This window comes from Cohnella lubricantis (assembly GCF_014212015.1).
In the GTDB taxonomy this organism is placed as follows: Bacteria; Bacillota; Bacilli; order Paenibacillales; family Paenibacillaceae; genus Cohnella; species Cohnella lubricantis.
This window is the reverse complement of record NZ_JACJVN010000033.1, coordinates 28,291-46,371: the sequence shown is the minus strand read 5'-3', so window position 1 is coordinate 46,371 and position 18,081 is coordinate 28,291. Positions and strand designations below refer to the sequence as shown.

Annotated in this window: 17 protein-coding genes; 4 read left to right on the top strand and 13 right to left on the bottom strand. The window is 55.5% G+C overall.

From position 1 onward, the window contains the following. Together sufC and H4Q31_RS09110 are read right to left on the bottom strand one after the other, a co-directional pair. Complete coding sequence (gene sufC / locus H4Q31_RS09115; RefSeq protein WP_185178761.1) at nucleotides 1-780, bottom strand: Fe-S cluster assembly ATPase SufC; 780 nt, start codon at nucleotides 778-780, stop codon at nucleotides 1-3. A 168-nt stretch (nucleotides 781-948) separates the two neighbouring features. Beyond that, on the bottom strand, nucleotides 949-1,530 hold the full coding sequence (locus tag H4Q31_RS09110) for a DUF1802 family protein (protein WP_185178760.1): 582 nt from the start codon (nucleotides 1,528-1,530) through the stop codon (nucleotides 949-951). 200 nt (nucleotides 1,531-1,730) lie between these two features. On the opposite strand from H4Q31_RS09110, the gene mtnK reads away from it, so the two are divergent. After that, nucleotides 1,731-2,939: an S-methyl-5-thioribose kinase gene (gene mtnK / locus H4Q31_RS09105; RefSeq protein WP_185178759.1), complete on the top strand. Its 1,209-nt coding sequence runs from the start codon at nucleotides 1,731-1,733 to the stop codon at nucleotides 2,937-2,939. 43 nt (nucleotides 2,940-2,982) lie between these two features. Then, a complete protein-coding gene (mtnA, locus tag H4Q31_RS09100) occupies nucleotides 2,983-4,056 on the top strand; it encodes an S-methyl-5-thioribose-1-phosphate isomerase (protein ID WP_185178758.1) in 1,074 nt (357 codons plus the stop codon). A gap of 63 nt (nucleotides 4,057-4,119) precedes the next feature. Here the strand turns inward: mtnA and H4Q31_RS09095 are convergent, their stop codons facing one another. Next, complete coding sequence (locus H4Q31_RS09095) at nucleotides 4,120-4,434, bottom strand: YunC family protein (protein ID WP_185178757.1); 315 nt, start codon at nucleotides 4,432-4,434, stop codon at nucleotides 4,120-4,122. A gap of 210 nt (nucleotides 4,435-4,644) precedes the next feature. On the opposite strand from H4Q31_RS09095, the gene H4Q31_RS09090 reads away from it, so the two are divergent. Next, nucleotides 4,645-5,067 (top strand): hypothetical protein, encoded by a 423-nt coding sequence (locus tag H4Q31_RS09090; protein ID WP_185178756.1) that lies wholly within the window; start codon nucleotides 4,645-4,647, stop codon nucleotides 5,065-5,067. 78 nt (nucleotides 5,068-5,145) lie between these two features. Here H4Q31_RS09090 and H4Q31_RS09085 read toward each other — a convergent pair whose 3' ends face one another. Together H4Q31_RS09085 and H4Q31_RS09080 are read right to left on the bottom strand one after the other, a co-directional pair. Beyond that, nucleotides 5,146-6,846: a putative bifunctional diguanylate cyclase/phosphodiesterase gene (locus H4Q31_RS09085; protein WP_185178755.1), complete on the bottom strand. Its 1,701-nt coding sequence runs from the start codon at nucleotides 6,844-6,846 to the stop codon at nucleotides 5,146-5,148. A gap of 64 nt (nucleotides 6,847-6,910) precedes the next feature. Continuing rightward, nucleotides 6,911-7,291, bottom strand: a complete 381-nt coding sequence (locus H4Q31_RS09080) for a DUF423 domain-containing protein (RefSeq protein ID WP_185178754.1) — start codon at nucleotides 7,289-7,291, stop codon at nucleotides 6,911-6,913. 215 nt (nucleotides 7,292-7,506) lie between these two features. Here H4Q31_RS09080 and yhbH point away from each other — a divergent pair, with 215 nt between their 5' ends. After that, nucleotides 7,507-8,652, top strand: coding sequence for a sporulation protein YhbH (gene yhbH / locus H4Q31_RS09075; RefSeq protein WP_185178753.1), 1,146 nt, complete (start codon nucleotides 7,507-7,509; stop codon nucleotides 8,650-8,652). A 122-nt stretch (nucleotides 8,653-8,774) separates the two neighbouring features. Here yhbH and H4Q31_RS09070 read toward each other — a convergent pair whose 3' ends face one another. From H4Q31_RS09070 to H4Q31_RS09035, 8 genes are all read right to left on the bottom strand, one after another. Beyond that, nucleotides 8,775-9,767, bottom strand: a complete 993-nt coding sequence (locus tag H4Q31_RS09070) for a glycoside hydrolase family 43 protein (protein WP_185178752.1) — start codon at nucleotides 9,765-9,767, stop codon at nucleotides 8,775-8,777. 287 nt (nucleotides 9,768-10,054) lie between these two features. Then, nucleotides 10,055-10,927: an alpha/beta hydrolase gene (locus H4Q31_RS09065; protein WP_245347149.1), complete on the bottom strand. Its 873-nt coding sequence runs from the start codon at nucleotides 10,925-10,927 to the stop codon at nucleotides 10,055-10,057. Nucleotides 10,928-10,972: 45 nt separating this feature from the next. After that, nucleotides 10,973-11,809 carry a 4-hydroxy-tetrahydrodipicolinate reductase gene (gene dapB, locus H4Q31_RS09060; protein WP_185178751.1) on the bottom strand — a complete coding sequence of 279 codons (837 nt, stop codon included), beginning with the start codon at nucleotides 11,807-11,809 and terminating at the stop codon, nucleotides 10,973-10,975. After that, the gene (locus H4Q31_RS09055; RefSeq protein WP_311771706.1) at nucleotides 11,781-14,717 is read right to left on the bottom strand and encodes an AMP-binding protein; all 2,937 of its coding nucleotides are present in this window, start codon (nucleotides 14,715-14,717) and stop codon (nucleotides 11,781-11,783) included. The genes dapB and H4Q31_RS09055 overlap by 29 nt, the downstream gene beginning before the upstream one ends. Further along, complete coding sequence (locus H4Q31_RS09050) at nucleotides 14,710-15,453, bottom strand: class II aldolase/adducin family protein (RefSeq protein WP_185178750.1); 744 nt, start codon at nucleotides 15,451-15,453, stop codon at nucleotides 14,710-14,712. Before H4Q31_RS09050 ends, H4Q31_RS09055 begins: the two co-directional genes overlap by 8 nt. 13 nt (nucleotides 15,454-15,466) lie before the next feature. Next, nucleotides 15,467-15,727 carry an acyl carrier protein gene (locus H4Q31_RS09045; RefSeq protein WP_185178749.1) on the bottom strand — a complete coding sequence of 87 codons (261 nt, stop codon included), beginning with the start codon at nucleotides 15,725-15,727 and terminating at the stop codon, nucleotides 15,467-15,469. Next, nucleotides 15,724-16,875 carry a hypothetical protein gene (locus H4Q31_RS09040; RefSeq protein ID WP_185178748.1) on the bottom strand — a complete coding sequence of 384 codons (1,152 nt, stop codon included), beginning with the start codon at nucleotides 16,873-16,875 and terminating at the stop codon, nucleotides 15,724-15,726. The genes H4Q31_RS09045 and H4Q31_RS09040 overlap by 4 nt, the downstream gene beginning before the upstream one ends. Then, nucleotides 16,868-18,073 carry a beta-ketoacyl-[acyl-carrier-protein] synthase family protein gene (locus H4Q31_RS09035; RefSeq protein ID WP_185178747.1) on the bottom strand — a complete coding sequence of 402 codons (1,206 nt, stop codon included), beginning with the start codon at nucleotides 18,071-18,073 and terminating at the stop codon, nucleotides 16,868-16,870. Before H4Q31_RS09035 ends, H4Q31_RS09040 begins: the two co-directional genes overlap by 8 nt. Nucleotides 18,074-18,081 lie beyond the last annotated feature (8 nt).

The following is an 18,081-nucleotide window of genomic DNA, read 5'->3' as shown; positions in this document are numbered from 1 at the left end:
TTAAGCCTGGCCAACCGTCTCGTCGACGATGCCCAGCTCTTCTTTGACCCAATCGTAGCCTTCCGCTTCAAGGCGCTCAGCCAGCTCCGGTCCGCCGGACTTCACGATGCGCCCTTGCATCATGACGTGAACATAGTCCGGTTTGATATAGTTCAGCAAGCGCTGATAGTGGGTAATAATCAGGAAGCTGCGATCATTCGAGCGCATCGCATTGACGCCAGCAGCGACTATCTTCAGCGCGTCGATATCGAGACCCGAGTCGATCTCGTCAAGAATGACCAGCTTCGGCTCCAGCATCATCATCTGCAGAATCTCATTGCGCTTCTTCTCGCCGCCGGAGAAGCCTTCATTCAAGTAACGATGCATGAATTCCGGATCCATCTCGAGTTCCTTCATCTTCGTCTCCATGAGGCGAACGAACTTGATGAGGGAGATCTCATTGCCTTCGCCGCGGCGCGCGTTAATGGCGCTGCGAAGGAAGTCGGCGTTGGTGACGCCGGTAATCTCGCTCGGGTATTGCATCGCGAGGAACAAGCCGGCGAGCGCGCGCTCGTCTACACCCATCTCCAGCACGTCTTCGCCGTTGATGTGAATCGAACCTTCCGTCACTTCGTATTTCGGATGTCCCATGATCGAAGAAGCGAGCGTACTTTTACCCGTTCCGTTCGGTCCCATAATGGCATGCACTTCGCCTGCGCCCATCGTCAAGTCGAAGCCTTTCAATATTTCTTTACCTTCAATGGCCGCCTTAAGGCCACGGATTTCGAACAAGCTGGACATTGTGTTATCCCTCCAGAATTAGTAAGGATTGTGCAGCAGCCGTTACGCTGAATGAAGACACCCAGAGGACGGAGACGCATCCTTATTTATAATTATTTTAAAGTGATTCTCAGTGATTCTCAACCTTCATTTTATGAAAACAGCCTGAAAAACGCAAACTTCGCCAATTCAGGAAATGGTCTTTGTCGCCAACGCTCGCTTAACGGCTTCGCTCATCGAGCGGAAATCTTCATCGTCCAGCGCCGGCTTCTTCGCCCGTTCCGGCAGCGTCTCCTCGAGCCTCAGCCACGACTTGCAGCCGCCGTATTGCTCCCGCATCGGCACAACAATCGGCTCCTCTAGCATAAACACGCGGAGCAGCAATACATGCAGCGGCTTCGTCCGCTTCCAGCGCAATCGCTCTTCTGCATAGTTCTCGGTCCATATATGAAGCGAGTCGATCCGGCTGAGCGTGTCGGCATCCGTCACCTCCAAATCCTCAGCAGCCTCCGCGTAAGACGTGATCATCACCCGATCCGGCCGAGACTCCCATTCCTTGCGGGTTAGAGCCACGACGTCCCTGAATTCGGGCTTCACCAGCTCCGGCTGCTGATGCTCATAGGAGGAAAAAAGATAGAAGCTCGGGCTCTCCAGCCGAAATTCCTTCGTCTCCTCGGCGATGCCGCCCTTGCGAAGCGCAACGATCTGCTTGCCTTCTTCCAACGCCTTCACGGCAACGGCCCACTCCCTGAGCGCTATCTTGCGATCCATCTGAAGTCATCGCTCCCTAGGTTCTCTCTATATTCCAATTATAACACAACGCGTTTCCGCGAACGTAACCTGAGTACGCCTATCGCTATACAGACATTCCGCTTTTAACAGCGGCTCAATTGCTATATACTGTCTTAAGGCAAAGCCTTCCCGCGGAAGGCCGGACGAGCATGATCAATCTCTTGCGAGGTGGACTACATATGAGTCAATATCATCCCTTGACCGAAGCGGAAGCGATCGAGACCGCGCGCTCCATTCAAGAAGTTTTCCCGACAGGCGAAGAGCTTGTCTGCCGTGAGATCGGCGACGGCAATCTCAATCTGGTCTTCCATATTACCCAGCCTGCCACCGGACGCAGCTTGATCATCAAGCAAGCGCTGCCTTATGCCAAAGTCGTAGGCGAATCCTGGCCGCTGTCTCTCGACCGCGCGCGCATCGAGAGCGAAGCGCTCGTCAAGCAAGGCGAGCTTGCGCCAGGGCTTACGCCGCGCGTATATAAGACGGACACAGAGCTCGCGCTGACCGTCATGGAGGATTTAAGCGATCACGTGATCATGCGCCGCGGCCTGATCGATGGCGGCGTCTACCCGCTGTTCGCCGAGCATATCTCCGAATTCATGGCGCGCACGCTGTTCTTCACGTCCGACTTGGGATTGAACCAACAGGAGAAGAAGCGGCTCGTGCAATCGTTCATTAACCCGGATCTGTGCAAGATCACGGAGGACTTAATCTTCGAGGATCCTTATTTCGACGCTGACACGAACAGCATCGAAGATCCGATTCGCGATGCGGCGGAAGCCATCTGGCAGAATGAGGCGCTCCTGCTCGAGGTCGCCTATCTTCGCGAGAAGTTCTTGACGCGCGCGCAAGCGCTTCTGCATGGTGACCTGCACACGGGAAGCATCTTCATCACGCCGGAATCGACCAAAGTCATCGACCCCGAGTTCGCTTACTTCGGCCCGATCGGCTTCGACGTCGGCGCGGTCATCGCCAACCTGCTGCTGAATTACGCTTCGCAGGAGCATTGGAGCGGCGAAGATGCATCTAGGCGCGACCGCAGAGTTTATCTGCTGAACACGATCCGCGACATCTGGACCCAATTCGAGGAGAAGTTCCGCCGACTGTGGAATGAGCACGGCGTCGATCGCGTGTCGCGCGCAGCCGGCTATCAGGACGATTATATGCGGCGTCTGCTGCAGGATACGATCGGCTTCGCAGGTGCGAAGACCGTGCGCCGGGTCTACGGCTTGGCGCATGTCGCCGACATCGACACCATTCCGGATGCCGCCGCGCGCGAACGCGCGCAGCGCATGGCGCTGGCGATCGGCACCGGCCTCATCATGCGCAACCGGCAAGCGGAGTCGATCGAGGATGTCATCCGCATCGCTAAGCAAGCGTCCGGCGACTGACGCTCTCACCATCCCGGACCTGATGTTAAAGGAGAATAGGAACATGAACGAGCAACCTGCATCCGCAGCTTCACAAGTGCTGCAATCCGTCCGCTGGGCGGGCAATGCGCTGGATTTGTTAGACCAGCGCCTTCTTCCGGAGCGAATCGTCTATTTGAAGCTGCGGACGCCTCAGGATGTCTGGGAAGCCATCCGCGAGTTGAAGGTTCGCGGAGCTCCCGCGATCGGGATCGCCGCCGCTTATGGCGTCGTGCTGGGCATACAAGGCTTCGAAGGCGATTCGGAGGCAGCAGCCGCCGAGGCGGTGCGCCATGCGGAATACTTGGCGACTTCCCGGCCGACGGCCGTCAATCTATTCTGGGCGCTGGACCGCATGAAAGCCACAGCTCGCCGCTTGGCTGGCTCAGGCGTTGCCGGAGCCGCTATTTACGATTCGCTGCTTGAAGAAGCCCAGCGGATTCAGGCAGAAGACGAAGAGACGAACCGCCTCATCGGCGAGAACGCGCTGACGCTGTTCCAGGATGGCATGGGCGTGCTGACGCATTGCAACGCCGGGGGCTTGGCCACCTCCAAGTACGGCACCGCATTGGCGCCGTTCTACCTTGCGCTTGAGCGCGGCATTCATCTGAAGGTATACGCCGACGAGACCCGGCCGGTGCTTCAAGGCGCTCGCCTGACCGCGTTCGAGCTGCACCAGGCGGGGGTCGATGTTACGCTCATTACCGACAATATGGCGGGACACGTCATGTCCAAGGGCTGGGTGCAGGCTGTCATCGTCGGCACGGACCGCGTAGCGGCTAACGGGGATGTCGCCAACAAGATCGGAACCTACAGCGTGGCCGTGCTGGCCAAGGCTCACAACATCCCGTTCTACGTGGCTTGTCCGATGTCGACAATCGATTTGTCGACGCCGACCGGCGCCGACATTCCCATCGAAGAACGCCATCCGGACGAGGTTACCCAAGGCTTCGGGCGCCGCACCGCTCCGGAAGGCGTCGCAGTATATAATCCGGCATTTGATGTGACGCCGCATGAACTGGTTACGGCCATTATTACGGAGAAGGGCATCGTCAGAGCGCCTTATGACACCGGACTTCGCCAGTTGTTCGAGCAATAAGATGGAGCCGCCGAATCAGAGGCTTAGCCAGATGGCGTCCAACCAACAAATATCAGGCGCGGCTCACGAGCTCGCATCGGCCATCGCGGCAAGCGCATCGCGGCCGCTCATGCCCGGCACGATGCCAAGGCTGCGGGCCGTATCGGTCACGGATTCGAGCGGAGCATCCAGCAGCTGATCGAAGGTGCGAACGCCAACCGCTCTTCCCGCTATGATCCGGCGCTCCCCGAGCCTTTCGTTCAAGAGCGCGACGTCAAGCGCTCCGCACATAATGTATCCGCCGCCAATCGTGATCGCAAGCAGCGTTGTGCCCGGCAGCAACACCTCAGCGCCCAACGCTGTTTGTCCTTCTATATCGATCGGAACAAGCCTCATCATCTTTATCACCTCCGGGAACACCGATGACGGCAGGCTGCTTAATTAGGTCTGCCCGTACTTTAATCTATGCGATCAACCTCCCCATTCGTCCCATTCGAATCGATAGGTAAATGACCAAAAGTACTATTTCTATAAGCGTACAAAATGGTATAGTATCTTTAACGATATACATCTGGTACTGCTTAGTTATTACGGAGGCTTCACTTGATTATGAAGAATACAAGAAAGTTGGCGGACGGTTCCTACCTCTTCCAAGTTGAGATCCTGGTGCATGCTCCGACGAACGGCGCCGCGATGGAACAGCTGCTGCATGACTTGAACCAAGGTTCATTCGCCGACTATCGGATCCAATCCGGCATACAGCTCGGCCATCAGATTGAGAAAGAGCTGTCCGAAGCTGCCGAAGCGTCCCAACTGTTAACCGATGCCTTGGATTCGCGCATTCGCGGCTATATTCAGTCCAATCAACTTATCCGCATCACGATCAACAAAGGGAAAGGCGTAAAGCTCAGCTGGCCGTGCCGGGTCGTCAATTTCGATCCGGCCCTCGAGCTTCTGACGCTGTATCATGTGGACGAGAAGAAGGTCTACACGGTCAATCTGAACGAGGTCGACGACTTCGTGGATGGATGAGATAAATCTTCATACGATCTGTCGATATACCAAACGCCGCTGGCTCTCTTGAGCTTGCGGCGTTCGTCATGCCAATCGTTATGTAGGAATGAGGGTGCCTCCACCCTCCTGGCCAAGCAGCTCCTCTATGCCGGAGCCGGGCAGAGGCGGGCTGCCGTAATAGCCTTGCATCTCGTCGCAGCCATGCTCCCTGAGAAGCCGCACCTGTTCAATCGTCTCGACGCCTTCCGCTATAACTTGCAGCTCAAGATTATGCGCCATGGCTATAATGGATGCCACGATAGCGGCATTGCTCGGATTGTCGGCGATATCCCAGACGAACGAGCGGTCGATCTTCAGGCTGCCGATCGGAAAATGGCGCAGGTAGTTAAAGGAACTGTAGCCGGTGCCGAAGTCGTCGATGCTAATGTCAACCCCAAGCTCCTTTAACTCCTTCAAGAGTGACAGCGCCCGCTGCACGTCCATCGTCATGCTCTCCGTGATCTCCAGCTTCAAATATTTGGGGTCAAGCTTCGTCTCCCGGAGCGCTTCCGCAATCTTCTCGATCAAATCCCGCCGGGAGAATTGCCTGACGGACAGATTAACCGACATCGGAAGCGGAGGCATGCCCGCGTCCTGCCATTCCTTATTCTGCCGGCATGCCTCTCGCAGCACCCATTCCCCCAGCGGCACGATAATCCCGCTCTCTTCCGCTGCAGGAATGAATTCTCCCGGCGGCACGAGTCCGCGTATGGGATGCCGCCATCTGACGAGCGCCTCAAATCCGACGATCCGGCCTGAAGCCAGATCGTACTGAGGCTGGTAATGAAGGATAAATTCGCGCTTCTGCAAGCCTTCCAGCAGCTCATGGTGCAACGTAAGCTTGTGGATCGCTTGATATTCAAAGTCTGCGGTATACAACTGGAAATCGTTGCGTCCGTTCTCCTTGGCCCGGTTCAAAGCGGCATCAGCCTTCTTCAGCAGCGCCGCGCCGTCTTCCTCCATTCCGTCCGCGATCGATACGCCGACGCTCATGGTGATATGCAGCGGAACGCCGCTCAGCTCGAACGGCTCCTCGAACATCCGGATCAGCTCCGAGAGCCGATCCGATACATGGGCCGCATCCCGCACATCGGGAAGCAAGCCGGCGAATTCGTCGCCTTCCATCCGAGACAGGCAGCCTTGCGGGAAAAAGCGCGTCAGCCGCTCCGCAATTTGCAGCAGCAGCATATCGCCTGAATCTCTCCCGAAGGAAGCATTCACGAGCTTGAACCGGTCCACGTCCAGATAACAGACCGCGAAGCTGTTACCCCTTTGTCCCGCATTCTTCAGCGCTTCTTCGAGCCGATTCGTCAAATGGCGCCGATTCGGCAAGCCCGTCATGTCGTCGTAATAGGCCATGTAGTGAATGCGGTCCAGCGACCGCTTGTGATCGCCGATATCGTACATGCACATAACGACGCCCACGATCTTCTTCTTGTGCCGAAGCGGAGCCGCATGAACGTTAAAGTCCGAATATCGGCCGTCTCCGCTTACGAAGCGAATCGGCTGCGTCCCCGTCTCTCCCGCGAGCGTTCGCCCGAACGTTGAGACGGCATCTTCGCGGGAGGACTCGTCCAGCCAAGCGGTGAAGGGCTGTCCCATTATGTCCTCTCTCGCCGATCCGAACAAGACGGAGGGATCGCGATTGATATCCACAATTTGACCGTCGCTGTTAAGGACAACAATCGTAACCGGACTCTCGTATATCGATTGCAGCAGTTCGAGCGTATAGGTAGATGCATCAGGCCATCCGTTCACAGGTCGACGTCCTTCCTCCCATTGGGCTATTTATCATTCTATATTGACGCTTTATCTTCCACCGTCAGGATTTGGCTGATCGGCGGATCGACAGTGCCAGACAGAGCCAGCCAGCGAGGAAAGCAACGCCGCCCAGCGGCGTAATCGGTCCGAAGGCGCTAAGTCCCGTCAGAGATAGAGCATACAGGCTGCCGGAGAACAGAATGACGCCGATCAGCAGCAATCTTGCCGACCACCGGATCAGTTTGGTCTCCCCGAGTCGGTCCGACAGCAGCGCGACGATTAGCAGGCCGAGGCCGTGGTACATCTGATAGCGCACGCCTGTCTCGAACACTTCCAGATCGTCCTCGGACAGATGGCCTTTGAGTGTATGGGCGCCGAAGGCTCCGAACGCGACGGCGAGCAGCGCCAGGATCGCTCCCGCGGCGGTGTAACGTTTCAACATGAAGGTATCCTCCTTGATCCTTGAACAGTGCTGCTTCCATCTTACTCTGTTTGGACGATAGAAACCATGTACGAAAAGGCACAATTGCCCAATATCTCGCTCTAATTATTCGGTTAGACACGCACATCGGGAAAATTCACACACATCGTTTGGCGAAGAAAGAATATATTGATTAACACATCATTAATCTATGACAGACAAGGTGGTGTCTCGCCATGACTGAGCCGGCATTCATATTGTCACGCGAAGACTGGTCTTTGCACCGCAAGGGATATCAGGATCAGTCGCGGCATCAGCAGAAGGTTCGCGAAGCCATCAAATCGAATCTTCCCGATCTGCTGTCGGAAGAGAACATCATTCTCTCGGACGGCAAACAAATTATTAAGATCCCCATTCGCAGCCTGGAGGAGTACCGGTTTATCTATAATCACAACAAACGCAAGCACGTCGGACAGGGAGACGGCGACAGCCAAGTCGGAGATGTTCTCGGCACCGATCCGGCGGAAGGTCCGGGCAAAGGCGAAGGCGCAGGGGATCAACCGGGCGACGATGTGGTCGAGGCCGAGATCTCGATCGCCGAGCTGGAGAATCTCTTGTTCGAGGAGATGGAGCTTCCCTATCTGAAGCGCAAAGAGAAAGAACAGATCGAAGTGACGGACGTCCGCTTCACCGACGTCAGGCGCAAAGGCATCATGTCCAACATCGACAAGAAGCGGACCATTCTAGAGAACCTGCGGCGCAACTCGCGCCAAGGCCATCCCGGCATTGCCGGCATCTCGCCGGACGATCTTCGCTTCAAGACGTGGGAAGAGATCGTGAAGCCCCAGAACAACGCCGTGATCCTCGCCATGATGGACACTTCGGGTTCCATGGGCAGCTTCGAGAAATATTGCGCGCGCTCCTTCTTCTTCTGGATGACGCGGTTCCTAAGGCGACAGTATGAGAAGGTCGAGATCGTCTTCATCGCCCACCATACAGAAGCCAAAGAAGTGACCGAGGAAGAGTTCTTCACGCGAGGCGAGAGCGGCGGCACGATCTGCTCTTCGGCCTATATCAAAGCATTGGAGATCATCGACAGCCGTTATCCGCCTTCGCTTTACAACATCTATCCGTTCCACTTCTCCGACGGCGACAATCTGACGAGCGACAACGAACGATGCGTGAGGCTTATCAAAGAAATTCTGAATGTTTCGAATATTTTCGGCTACGGCGAAGTGAACCAATACAATCGCAGCAGCACGCTCATGTCGGCCTACAAGAATCTGGACCATCAGCAGTTCCTCTACTATGTGATCAAGGAGAAGACCGAGATCTACAACGCGCTCAAGACGTTCTTCCGCAAGCGTGAGGCTGTTGGGTGATAAGAGGAATGCCTCGTTCCGCGGCGATTGGCCGCGCGGACGGGGCATTTCGTCCGTCGACGGGTGAGACCCGCGACGGCGTAATTGGCTTGCGATGCGCAAGCGTTCGCAATTGCAAGGCTTCATTCCTTCCTTATCACAGGCCCGCTCTTCTGTTCCGTGAAGGAAGGACCCTTGCCGTCATTGATGACCGGCCATCCATCCTTCCAATCAATCTTGTCCATGAGCAGAATTCGCCCCTTGAATCGAGCGTTCCGGTCGAAAGCGTGATACAGTATCCAATCCTGTCCCGCATCATCGGTGACGATCGAATTGTGGCCCGGCGCGTCGAATCGATCGTTCGCTTCCAGGATCGGCCCGCCGCCGGGGACCGAGCTGTACTTCTCGAATGGCCCGAGCGGCGACTCGGATCGGGCGACCATGACCGCATAATTCGCGCCGGCCCCGCAGCAGTTATCTCCGGAGACGAACAAATAATAATAGCCGCCGCGTTTGACGACCCATGGTCCTTCGAGCAGCCTCTCGTACTTCTTGACCGGGCTTACGTGCAGCACTTCCTCGCTCTCGCCAACCAGCGACAGGCCGTCTTCCGACAGCTTCTGCACCCGGATCGGCCTAGCGTCCGATCCCCAGTACATGTAGCTGGAGCCGTCGTCGTCCGTGAAGATGAACGGATCGATCGTTCCGAAGGACGGACCGATCGCGATCGGTTCGCCCTTGTCGACATAAGGACCTAATGGATCGTCCGCGACAGCAACGCCGATCCCCATCTTGTACCCATCGTCATTCGGCGCGGATTGGCCTGCATAGTAGACGTAGTACTTCCCGTCATGCCGGACGAAGTCCGGCGCCCAGACATTTATCTCTACCTTGTCCAGCCAGTCAGGCAGCGTATCGAACACCTGTCCGGCATGCTCCCAATGCACGAGATCTTGGGACCGCAGGATCGGCAGCTTCTCCATGCCGTTCTCGTAGTTCGCTTGGGTCGTGACGATATAGTAATAGCCGTCGTCCCCCTTCAGCGCGCCGGACGGATCCGGCGCATCATGGTCGAAGACCGGATTCACGAACGGAGTTCCTTGCGGCTTGTCTTGATTAATCCAACGTCCTCCCATCCACATTCCTCCCAATAGGATTAATAGCGCGAGGATCGACGTCGATACCGTCCCTATTCTTGTGTTCAGCATAACAGCACCATCACTTCCCGTATCGACGACTTCAATTCTGCCAGACAACATTATTGTATATCATTCAAAGTTTGGAAATAAACCATAATTTATAGAATATTTATCTTGGGATACGAGAGAGTGGTCACCGCTAACACAAATAAGGCCCTTCCTCCGTGAAGAAGAAGGGCTTATAATTTGGATTGATCGCATAGGTCTGCGCTTCTATTCAGGTGCTACAGACCGGCATAGAACAACAAATAGTCTTCCGTGTTCGCCTTCCAATAGTGCTTATCGTGACCGCCCGGTGAAGTATGAAGGCGTACATCGACGCCTGCCGTCTTCAGTTTGTCGTATAAGGCGTTCGTGGAATCGATCACATGCTCCATGTCATGATCGCCGTAATCTAAATAAACGGACAACTTCGATAAATCAAGCGTATCGGCAAGCATCAACGGATCCGTCCGCTGGCGCATCTCTTCGTCCCGATACAGCCACTTGAGCTGTTCGGTGCCATCGAGGTACATGGCCGGGCTGTGTCCTCCCGCTTTGCTAAATAAATCTTGGTGGGTAAACGCGAGAAACAAGGCGGTGAAGCCGCCCATTGAGACGCCGCCGATAAACCGGCCGCCGCTGCTCGCGATCGTGCTATAGTGCTCGTCGATATACGGAATCATTTCCTTCGTCAAGTAATCTTCATAGCGGCCGTATTGTCTTCCGCTCTTCGTATAGGGCTGATCGGAATAATTCGTGCCGTAGCTGTTATCGTAATCGGGCATAACGATAATTAAAGGACTTATCAGCTGAGCCTCGATCAAGCTCTCCGCTTTATCCGATACATCCATGTCCTTGTTCCACGTCTTCTCGTTGCCGCCTTTGCCATGCAGCAGATAGAGGACGGGATAATGGACGCTCGCCGAATAACCCGGCGGCAGGAAGACTCGCGCCTTCATCTTCCTCTCCAAAGCCGCGCTTGTAATGTTGATGCTCTCGACATGCGCATCGGAGTCCATCGTTTGCGCCACTGTATTCTCTTCGAGCAACGAGCAGGAACAACCGCTGACGATTAAGCCCGCGAGCATCAACGCCAAGACCGTGTGTTTGAACAAATACTCTCCCCCATATCGCCTAACTAGTGAATGATCATTCTTCAACTATATTATTCCATAGAAGTCATTCATATCATATAAACCGGGAGCCTGATCGACGATCCATTCGGCGGCCGATAAGACGGTCTTGGCCAGAATGCTTCGATCGAATACCCGATGCGTTAATTCCAGCCTTTCGCCTGGACCGGCGAAGTAAACGGTATGTTCGCCTACGCCGTAACCTAAGCGCAGAGCTTGAACCCCGATCGAGAGGTCCCCTTCGCCTCGACTCTCGCCGTTCATGACGATCGGGAACTCCGCTTGATGCGCCTTCCCGCGACATTCCGCTAGCGTCTGCGCCAGCTTCTTGGCCGTGTCCCCCGGCGCTTCTCTCTTCGTTCTCTGATGAATGTCCAGAACCTCCGCATGATAAGATATTGGCATAAGCTTGGAGATCTCTTTGACCATATGGAACAAGATGCTCATTCCCAAGCTAACATTCGTAGCAGCCAATACCGGAGCATAACGGCTCAATTGTTCGATTCCCGCGAAGCCGGGGTGATCACGAACTCCGCTCGTTCCAATCACCAAGGGAGTTGGAGAACGAAGCAGGGCCGGAACATATCTCTCCATCATCGAGGGATGAGAGAAGTCAATCATGACCCGGCACGAAGGCTTATCAACTGTTGTGAGAAATTGAATTGGCGAACGAGCTTCCTGATCCGCCGCCGTGAACGACCGATCAGCCTCCAAGAGATCCGCCCGCCGAGCGAGTATGAGGGATGTGCTCATATCTTCCCGATTTAAGGACTCATGGAAGATCGCCCTGCCCATCTTGCCGGTACCTCCGACAATGCCGATCGTTAACGCTCCGTCAGTCATGGGATTCTTCGAAGGCAGCATTGTTGATCAACTCCTGACGCTTAATTTTGCCGACGCCGCTTCGCGGGATCTGATCGACGACGATATACTTCTGCGGCAATTTGAACGGAGCTAATCTCTCCCGGCAATGTTGAACGACGGAAGGCTCATCAAGCTCTCCATCGGCAACAACGAAGGCAACCGGGTACTCAGAAGTCTTGCTCGCGTTCAGCATGCCCGCAACGGCAGCATCGCGGATAGACGGATATTGCAGCAATACGTTCTCCAATTCCGCGGGATCCACTTTCTTGCCGGCCACGTTGATCAAATCGTTCTTGCGGCCGACGACATACAGATGCCCGTCTCTCATGTAGGCCCGATCGCTGGAATGATAATAACCGTCCGGGGTAATCAATTCATGGAACGATCCAGGCACTTTATAATAACCTTTCGCCATCGAAGCCGATTTAATCTGAAGCGTGCCGACGGTCCCCTCTGCGCACTCCTTGCCCCTCTCATCGACGATGCGCAATTGAACGCCCGGAATCGGATAGCCTACGGAAGCGTCGCGCCGGCCGTCATTAAAGGTTGCCGGACCCGCCTCGACGATGCCGTAATAATCGCAAATTGCAAGCCCCGACTTGTCTAGGAAAGCACGCTTGACATTCTCGTGCAGCGGAGCGGCGGAGGATATACACAAGCGGATCGAATGGCCGATATCGACATATTTCGATTTGGATAGCATGTCGTACACGACCGGGAATGCCACTAGAATCGTTGCTTGCCGCCGAAGCACTTCCTGCCACAGCGTCTTGGGCGTGATCTGCCGCGGTAGGATGAGGGCCGCTCCCTTCAAGAAGACGGACAGCAGCGCGGTATTAAAAGCTAATCCGTTGTGGAACAGCGCCGTGCACAGCACAAGATCGGACTTCAAGATGGAGGCGGCATCGGACCAATTCTCGGCCGCGCTGCAAATCGCATCATGCGTGAACATGAGGCATTTAGGCTTGCCCGTCGTCCCGGAAGAGAACCGGCAAGTTGCCACGTTCACGAATTGATCGGCATCATAGTCCGGATACTTCTCAGCCATCTCTTGAATGTGTACCCGGCCATCTTCTAGGGTAATGACCGTGCCGATATGATAATCCCGGCACAATCCGGCAATTTCAACATTAGTAAGCGTATGATCGATTAGCATGGGAATGTGTCCGTTCATCAATAAACCGTAGTAGACAAACAAATAGTCCGGCGAGTTCCTCATGCAGATGCCTACCGGGTACCCATTCGGTATCCGTCGCTTTAGCTGCTCGGCCATCTGCCGGATGCGCTGCCACAGCTGATCGTAGGTATACACGTCCTCTCCATAGATGACGGCCGTACGTCCGGCATGCTGCTGCACGCTTTGATAAAGACGGTCCACAATCATCGTTCGGCTCCCGTATTCAAATTTCGTTCTGCCCGGCTGACTAGGTTTATTCAGCTCGTAGCGGTCCTTCTTAATCTTGAATTCGGAATTCGGGTCTTCTTTGCCAAGGACGCCGGCATAGAAGATTTCCATCTCCGGAGGCAGGCCGAACAGCTGCCGGACGCCGTCTTCGTAATAACCCCCGATCGAGGAATAGCCGATTCCCATCTCCCGGCACTTCAAATACATAGCTTGCCCCAAGCATCCCGCCTCGATCAGCGTTCTCTGCAGAGACCAAGCCGGTTGGCCCGACAGCTTGCTCGTGTCGAATGCCATGAAGTAGACCGCAGACGCTTCGCAAACGAATTCTTGATTGAAGCAGATGCGGCCCGACTGCTCACGGTAATCGCCTTCGCCTATGGGGATCAGCCTACCTAGGTCAACCTGATAAAGCCCTGGCGCCGTACTCGAAGACTTGTGAAGGATGACGAATAGCTGATACGGATATGGCAGATCGCTGAGGAAGGAGAGCAGCCGGCCCCAATCCTCCTCCGGGAGCGGCACCGGCAGGAACGCGGAGCAGGATCTGCGCTGCACGATAAGCTCGGATAACCGGCCGATGTCTTGTCCTAACGTCGTTCTCGGACATGAGGCCAGCCATTCCCGCTGCGGCTCCTTCGTTGTCCGCCGAACGGCCTCTTGATATCGCAGCAGAGGAGTCCAGTCGAACTGCTGGTGTCCGGTGTCCGTTGTGATCGGCCGGCTATAGTTGGCTTCTTGGCCGTCGTATCCGGGCTCAGATGAGGAGACTGTCGCCTCTCCCATCGGGTCATGAACGCTAATCAGACTGACCGGCTCCTCCAGCTTGTCCAGCCTTAACAGTGTCTTGATATAAGGCGTACGAACATGGGCATAGGAGGTGAAGGTCAGGTTCAGCGACTGAAGAACAAATTGGAAGTTGGCAAGCAGATGTCCCGAATCGAGCAGACTGTACCGATAGCCGCGATAGGAATACTTCCAGCAACTGCGCCACGGCACGACCGATAGGACGATGTGGAACGCGGAACCCCGATCCTCTTCCAGCAGCGATTCCTCCAGCAGAAAACGATGCTCGAGGTCCGACACGCGATAGAGAGCTGCATGCAATGGGGAGTAAGCGTAGACGCCGGGCTCGATCCCTTCCAACGACCGGACGACGGCATAGACCTCGAAGGGGTAGCATCCGCCCGCGGAAGGAACGGACCAGACCATCTCGGACTGATAGCCGTAAAATTTGACGGATGTCAGCCGGTAAGCGGTCAGCAAGATCCTCTCCAGCAAATCGGCATTAAACCTCGCCTCTCCGCTTGAATCGCGGGCCCCAGGCAAGGACGACTTGAACCGGATATAAGCCCCGTCATACCTCTTCGTCCGTTCCGGCCTGGGGAGAAGAAGGTAATTCGAGCCAGCGTATTCTCTCCCTTGCACGTTCCGGGTCAATTCTAGGAAGTCAGCTATGGGATCATCCGATTGAAGCCCGGACACGGGCTGTACGGCTTCAAGCACGGCTCCTCAACCCCGTTCCAAAATGACGATCGGCTTTCCGACACCAATACGCCCAATATTCGCGCACAGCCGCGGCTCCGAAGATAATCTTCTTCTTCAGCTTGGCTTCGGTATCATTCGTCCAGGAATATGGGACACCTGTCGATTCAGCTAACAGCTGAAGCTTGCACGCGTTCTCCAGCGCGAGCGCCCAGCACACGGCTTCGGGCACCGTCCGGCCGACAGACACGATGCCATGGTTCTTCAGCAACAACGTATTGCACGTTCCCAACGCTTCGGCTACTTCCGTTCCGATCTTCGGATGAGTGACGGTATTGGTCGTCAAGTCAAACCGAGCCGTATTCATAATAGGCACGGCGTCATGCGTAATCGGCCGCAGCGTTAAGTCCGTAGCTCCGAACACCATGGCATACGGCGGGTGAGAGTGGATAATGCAGCGCACGTCCTGACGCCGCTTGTAGATCTCCGTATGCAAAGGCCATTCCGCCGGAATGATTCCGTCGCGCTGAAGCCTGCTCCCATCCCGGTCAATCAGAATATAATCGTCTTCCGTCGTCTCTTCCCATCCGAGGAAGGCTTTGCGGATCCAAATCTCCTCTGCGCCGGACCGATAGGAGATTTGGCCGTTGTTAATGTCGTTATGGCCCTCCAAATAGAGAATCTTAGAAGCATAAGTCATGTCGGCAAGGACGTCCTGCTTGATAACGTCCTCTTTGACAACCTCCTGATCTTGCATCGATATCGCTCCTTTAAGGCTGCGGAAGGCCCGCCTCCATATGAAGGTACTCGCAGAGACGAGACAAGGAATGAAGCAGCTGCCGATTCTCTGCTTCTTCAATGTCCAGTTCAATGCCGTAATTCTCTTCGATTAACACGATCAGCTTAATCACTGCCAGCGAATCCAACCCTAGATCCGTGAGGCGGTCCCCCGCCCGCAGTACTTGATCCGGCGATACGGCCCCCTCGGACGCCTCTACGATTAACTGGCGAACGTTCTCCATGAGATTCATGAGTTCCGGCTCCCCTCCAGGTAGACTGCGGTCAATCGTTCTAGCACCTTCAGAAGCAATGCGGATTCTGCGTTCAGCAGCTCGATCAGTTTCTGTTCGCACTTGGATAGGATGCGTTTATCGTTAGTCAATTGATATTTCAGCATATATTTGCAGACCAGATCCGATAGGTTCCACAAGCCGAGGGCCTGTTCGGGCCAGCCTTCTTCCCGTCCAATACCGTATTGCGCCTCAAAGTAACGAATTCTCCGAAGCTGGCATTGCTTGTGCTCGCGCAGAATATGGAACGGGCGAATGTCGGCGCTTGTCATCTTGTGCTCGAGAAGCGCCAGGTAACGGATTAATTCCTGGTACGCCCGAAGGCCAAACACGTACGAGCGCTTCGATTGGAACGACCGGTAATGGTATTCGTAGGGGCCCGATGATGCGCCGCCGCTATCCATTAACGACAGCAAGTGCCCGTTGCGCCGCTCGAACGTGTTCCGCGAGAATAGATAGTCCTTCATCATCTCAATCGTCTCGTCGAGATCCGCCGGGTAACCGGCATCCGGCTTGGCCTGAATAAGATAAGCGTTCGCGAACTCGGCGTCCGGCACGATCGGCACCTCTTGATAGGCGACAACAAGCTCGTCGAAGCTGACGGTCTGATACCCGTAGATGCCTCGAGCGTTAAATCCAGCCGTATCGAAAGTCCGAGTGGAGCGGTCAAAGCCATATATCATTATCTCATGATAGAAGTGCGTTCGGAGAGTGAAGGGACGGTCAGGGATGTAGTATTCATCAACATAAAGGATCACGTACCAGCCCTGCAGCAACCGGTGCAGCAGAAACTCGAGGATACCGGGGAATTTCGCGATCGCTTCCCGGCTCAGCTTCAACGTCTTGAGCCAATAATAGCCTTTATAATGCGTGTCCCAGTAAAAATCGAAGTGCGTATCCCGATTCTCGGCAAAGTCGGCCGGGCACCACAATTGCACGTAATGATGGCCCAGCCAGTTGTCATAAGACGGATTGGGCGAACCGATCGTGAATAGATAGGCATGGTGCGAATAACCCAACACTTCCGGCTGCATGACAGGCAAGGAGATACGGTCGTTCCCTCTATCGGCTGCAACGGTCAGGTTCGATCCGGCGTCCAGGCTAGTCACGTTCCCACCGCTTAATGGCAATCGACGCGCAGTGTCCGCCGAATGCGAACGAATTCGATACCGCCACTTCCGCTTGCGCAAGCAGAGCTTGTCCTTGAACGAATTGGCGGGGATTCGCCCGCATCGTCTCCCGGTCGTGCGCGGTAGGCGGCAGAAAGCCATGATAGAGACCGAGCACCGAGGCGATCAACTCAATCCCTCCCGCACTGGACAATCCGTGCCCGATCTGAGACTTCGTCGAGCTGATGTACAGACGGGGAAAATGATCGCCGAACACCTCCTGCAGGGCCAGCAGCTCCATCTCGTCATTCAATACCGTGCCGGTTCCATGGGCATTGATATAATCGACTTGCTCGGGGGCGAGATTGGCGTGCGCCAAGCATCGAAGCATCGATAGCTTGGCTCCTTGGCCATCCGATCGCGGAGCCGTCATATGATAGGCGTCGTTGGATAACCCGTAGCCGAGAACCTCGGCATAAATGCGGGCGTTGCGCTGCATGGCGAGATCCATTCGCTCCAGCACAAGCACCGCGGCGTTCTCTCCCAATACAGTTCCGCTCCGCTCGGTTGAGAACGGCAGGCATTGTTCAGCTAACGCTCCGATGCTCGAGAATCCGCCGTACGTTAGTTGCGTTAACGTGTCCAGTCCTCCGACGATGACTCGGTCGGCTCTGCCTCGAACAATTAGATCGAAGCCGAGTCCGGCCGCGTTCGTTCCCGCCGCGCATGCCGTTACGACCGTGAGCGAAGGTCCCGTCAGGCGGTAACGATCGACAACGGCGCGCCCCCCGCAGCTAGCCATCGAGCCGATCACTGCGGCGAGATCCTGCTCCCTCCCCGTGCTCTCCTGCCACATGGCGGTATTAATCTCGTCGCTGCCCAACCCCGTACCGAGGACCATTCCCGTGCGCTTCCTTAATAGGCTGCCGCTTAATCCGCTGTCTTCGATGGCTTCGTCCGCCGCGTATTGGATTAAGCGGGAAGGCCGCGAGCCCTCCAACGACTTCGCTCCTTCCGGCTCTCGAATCTCGGCGGCGCAGTCGATGGCATACTGGCTCGCATCGAATCGAGCGACTGGGCCGAATCCCTTGGTCCCTTGGAGCAATCCTCTCGTCAACTCGTCAATCGATGAGCTAATCGGCGTTACCGCACCCAATCCGGTAACGACAACTCTCTCATGGGCATCCTTCTTCACCATTATGGCCG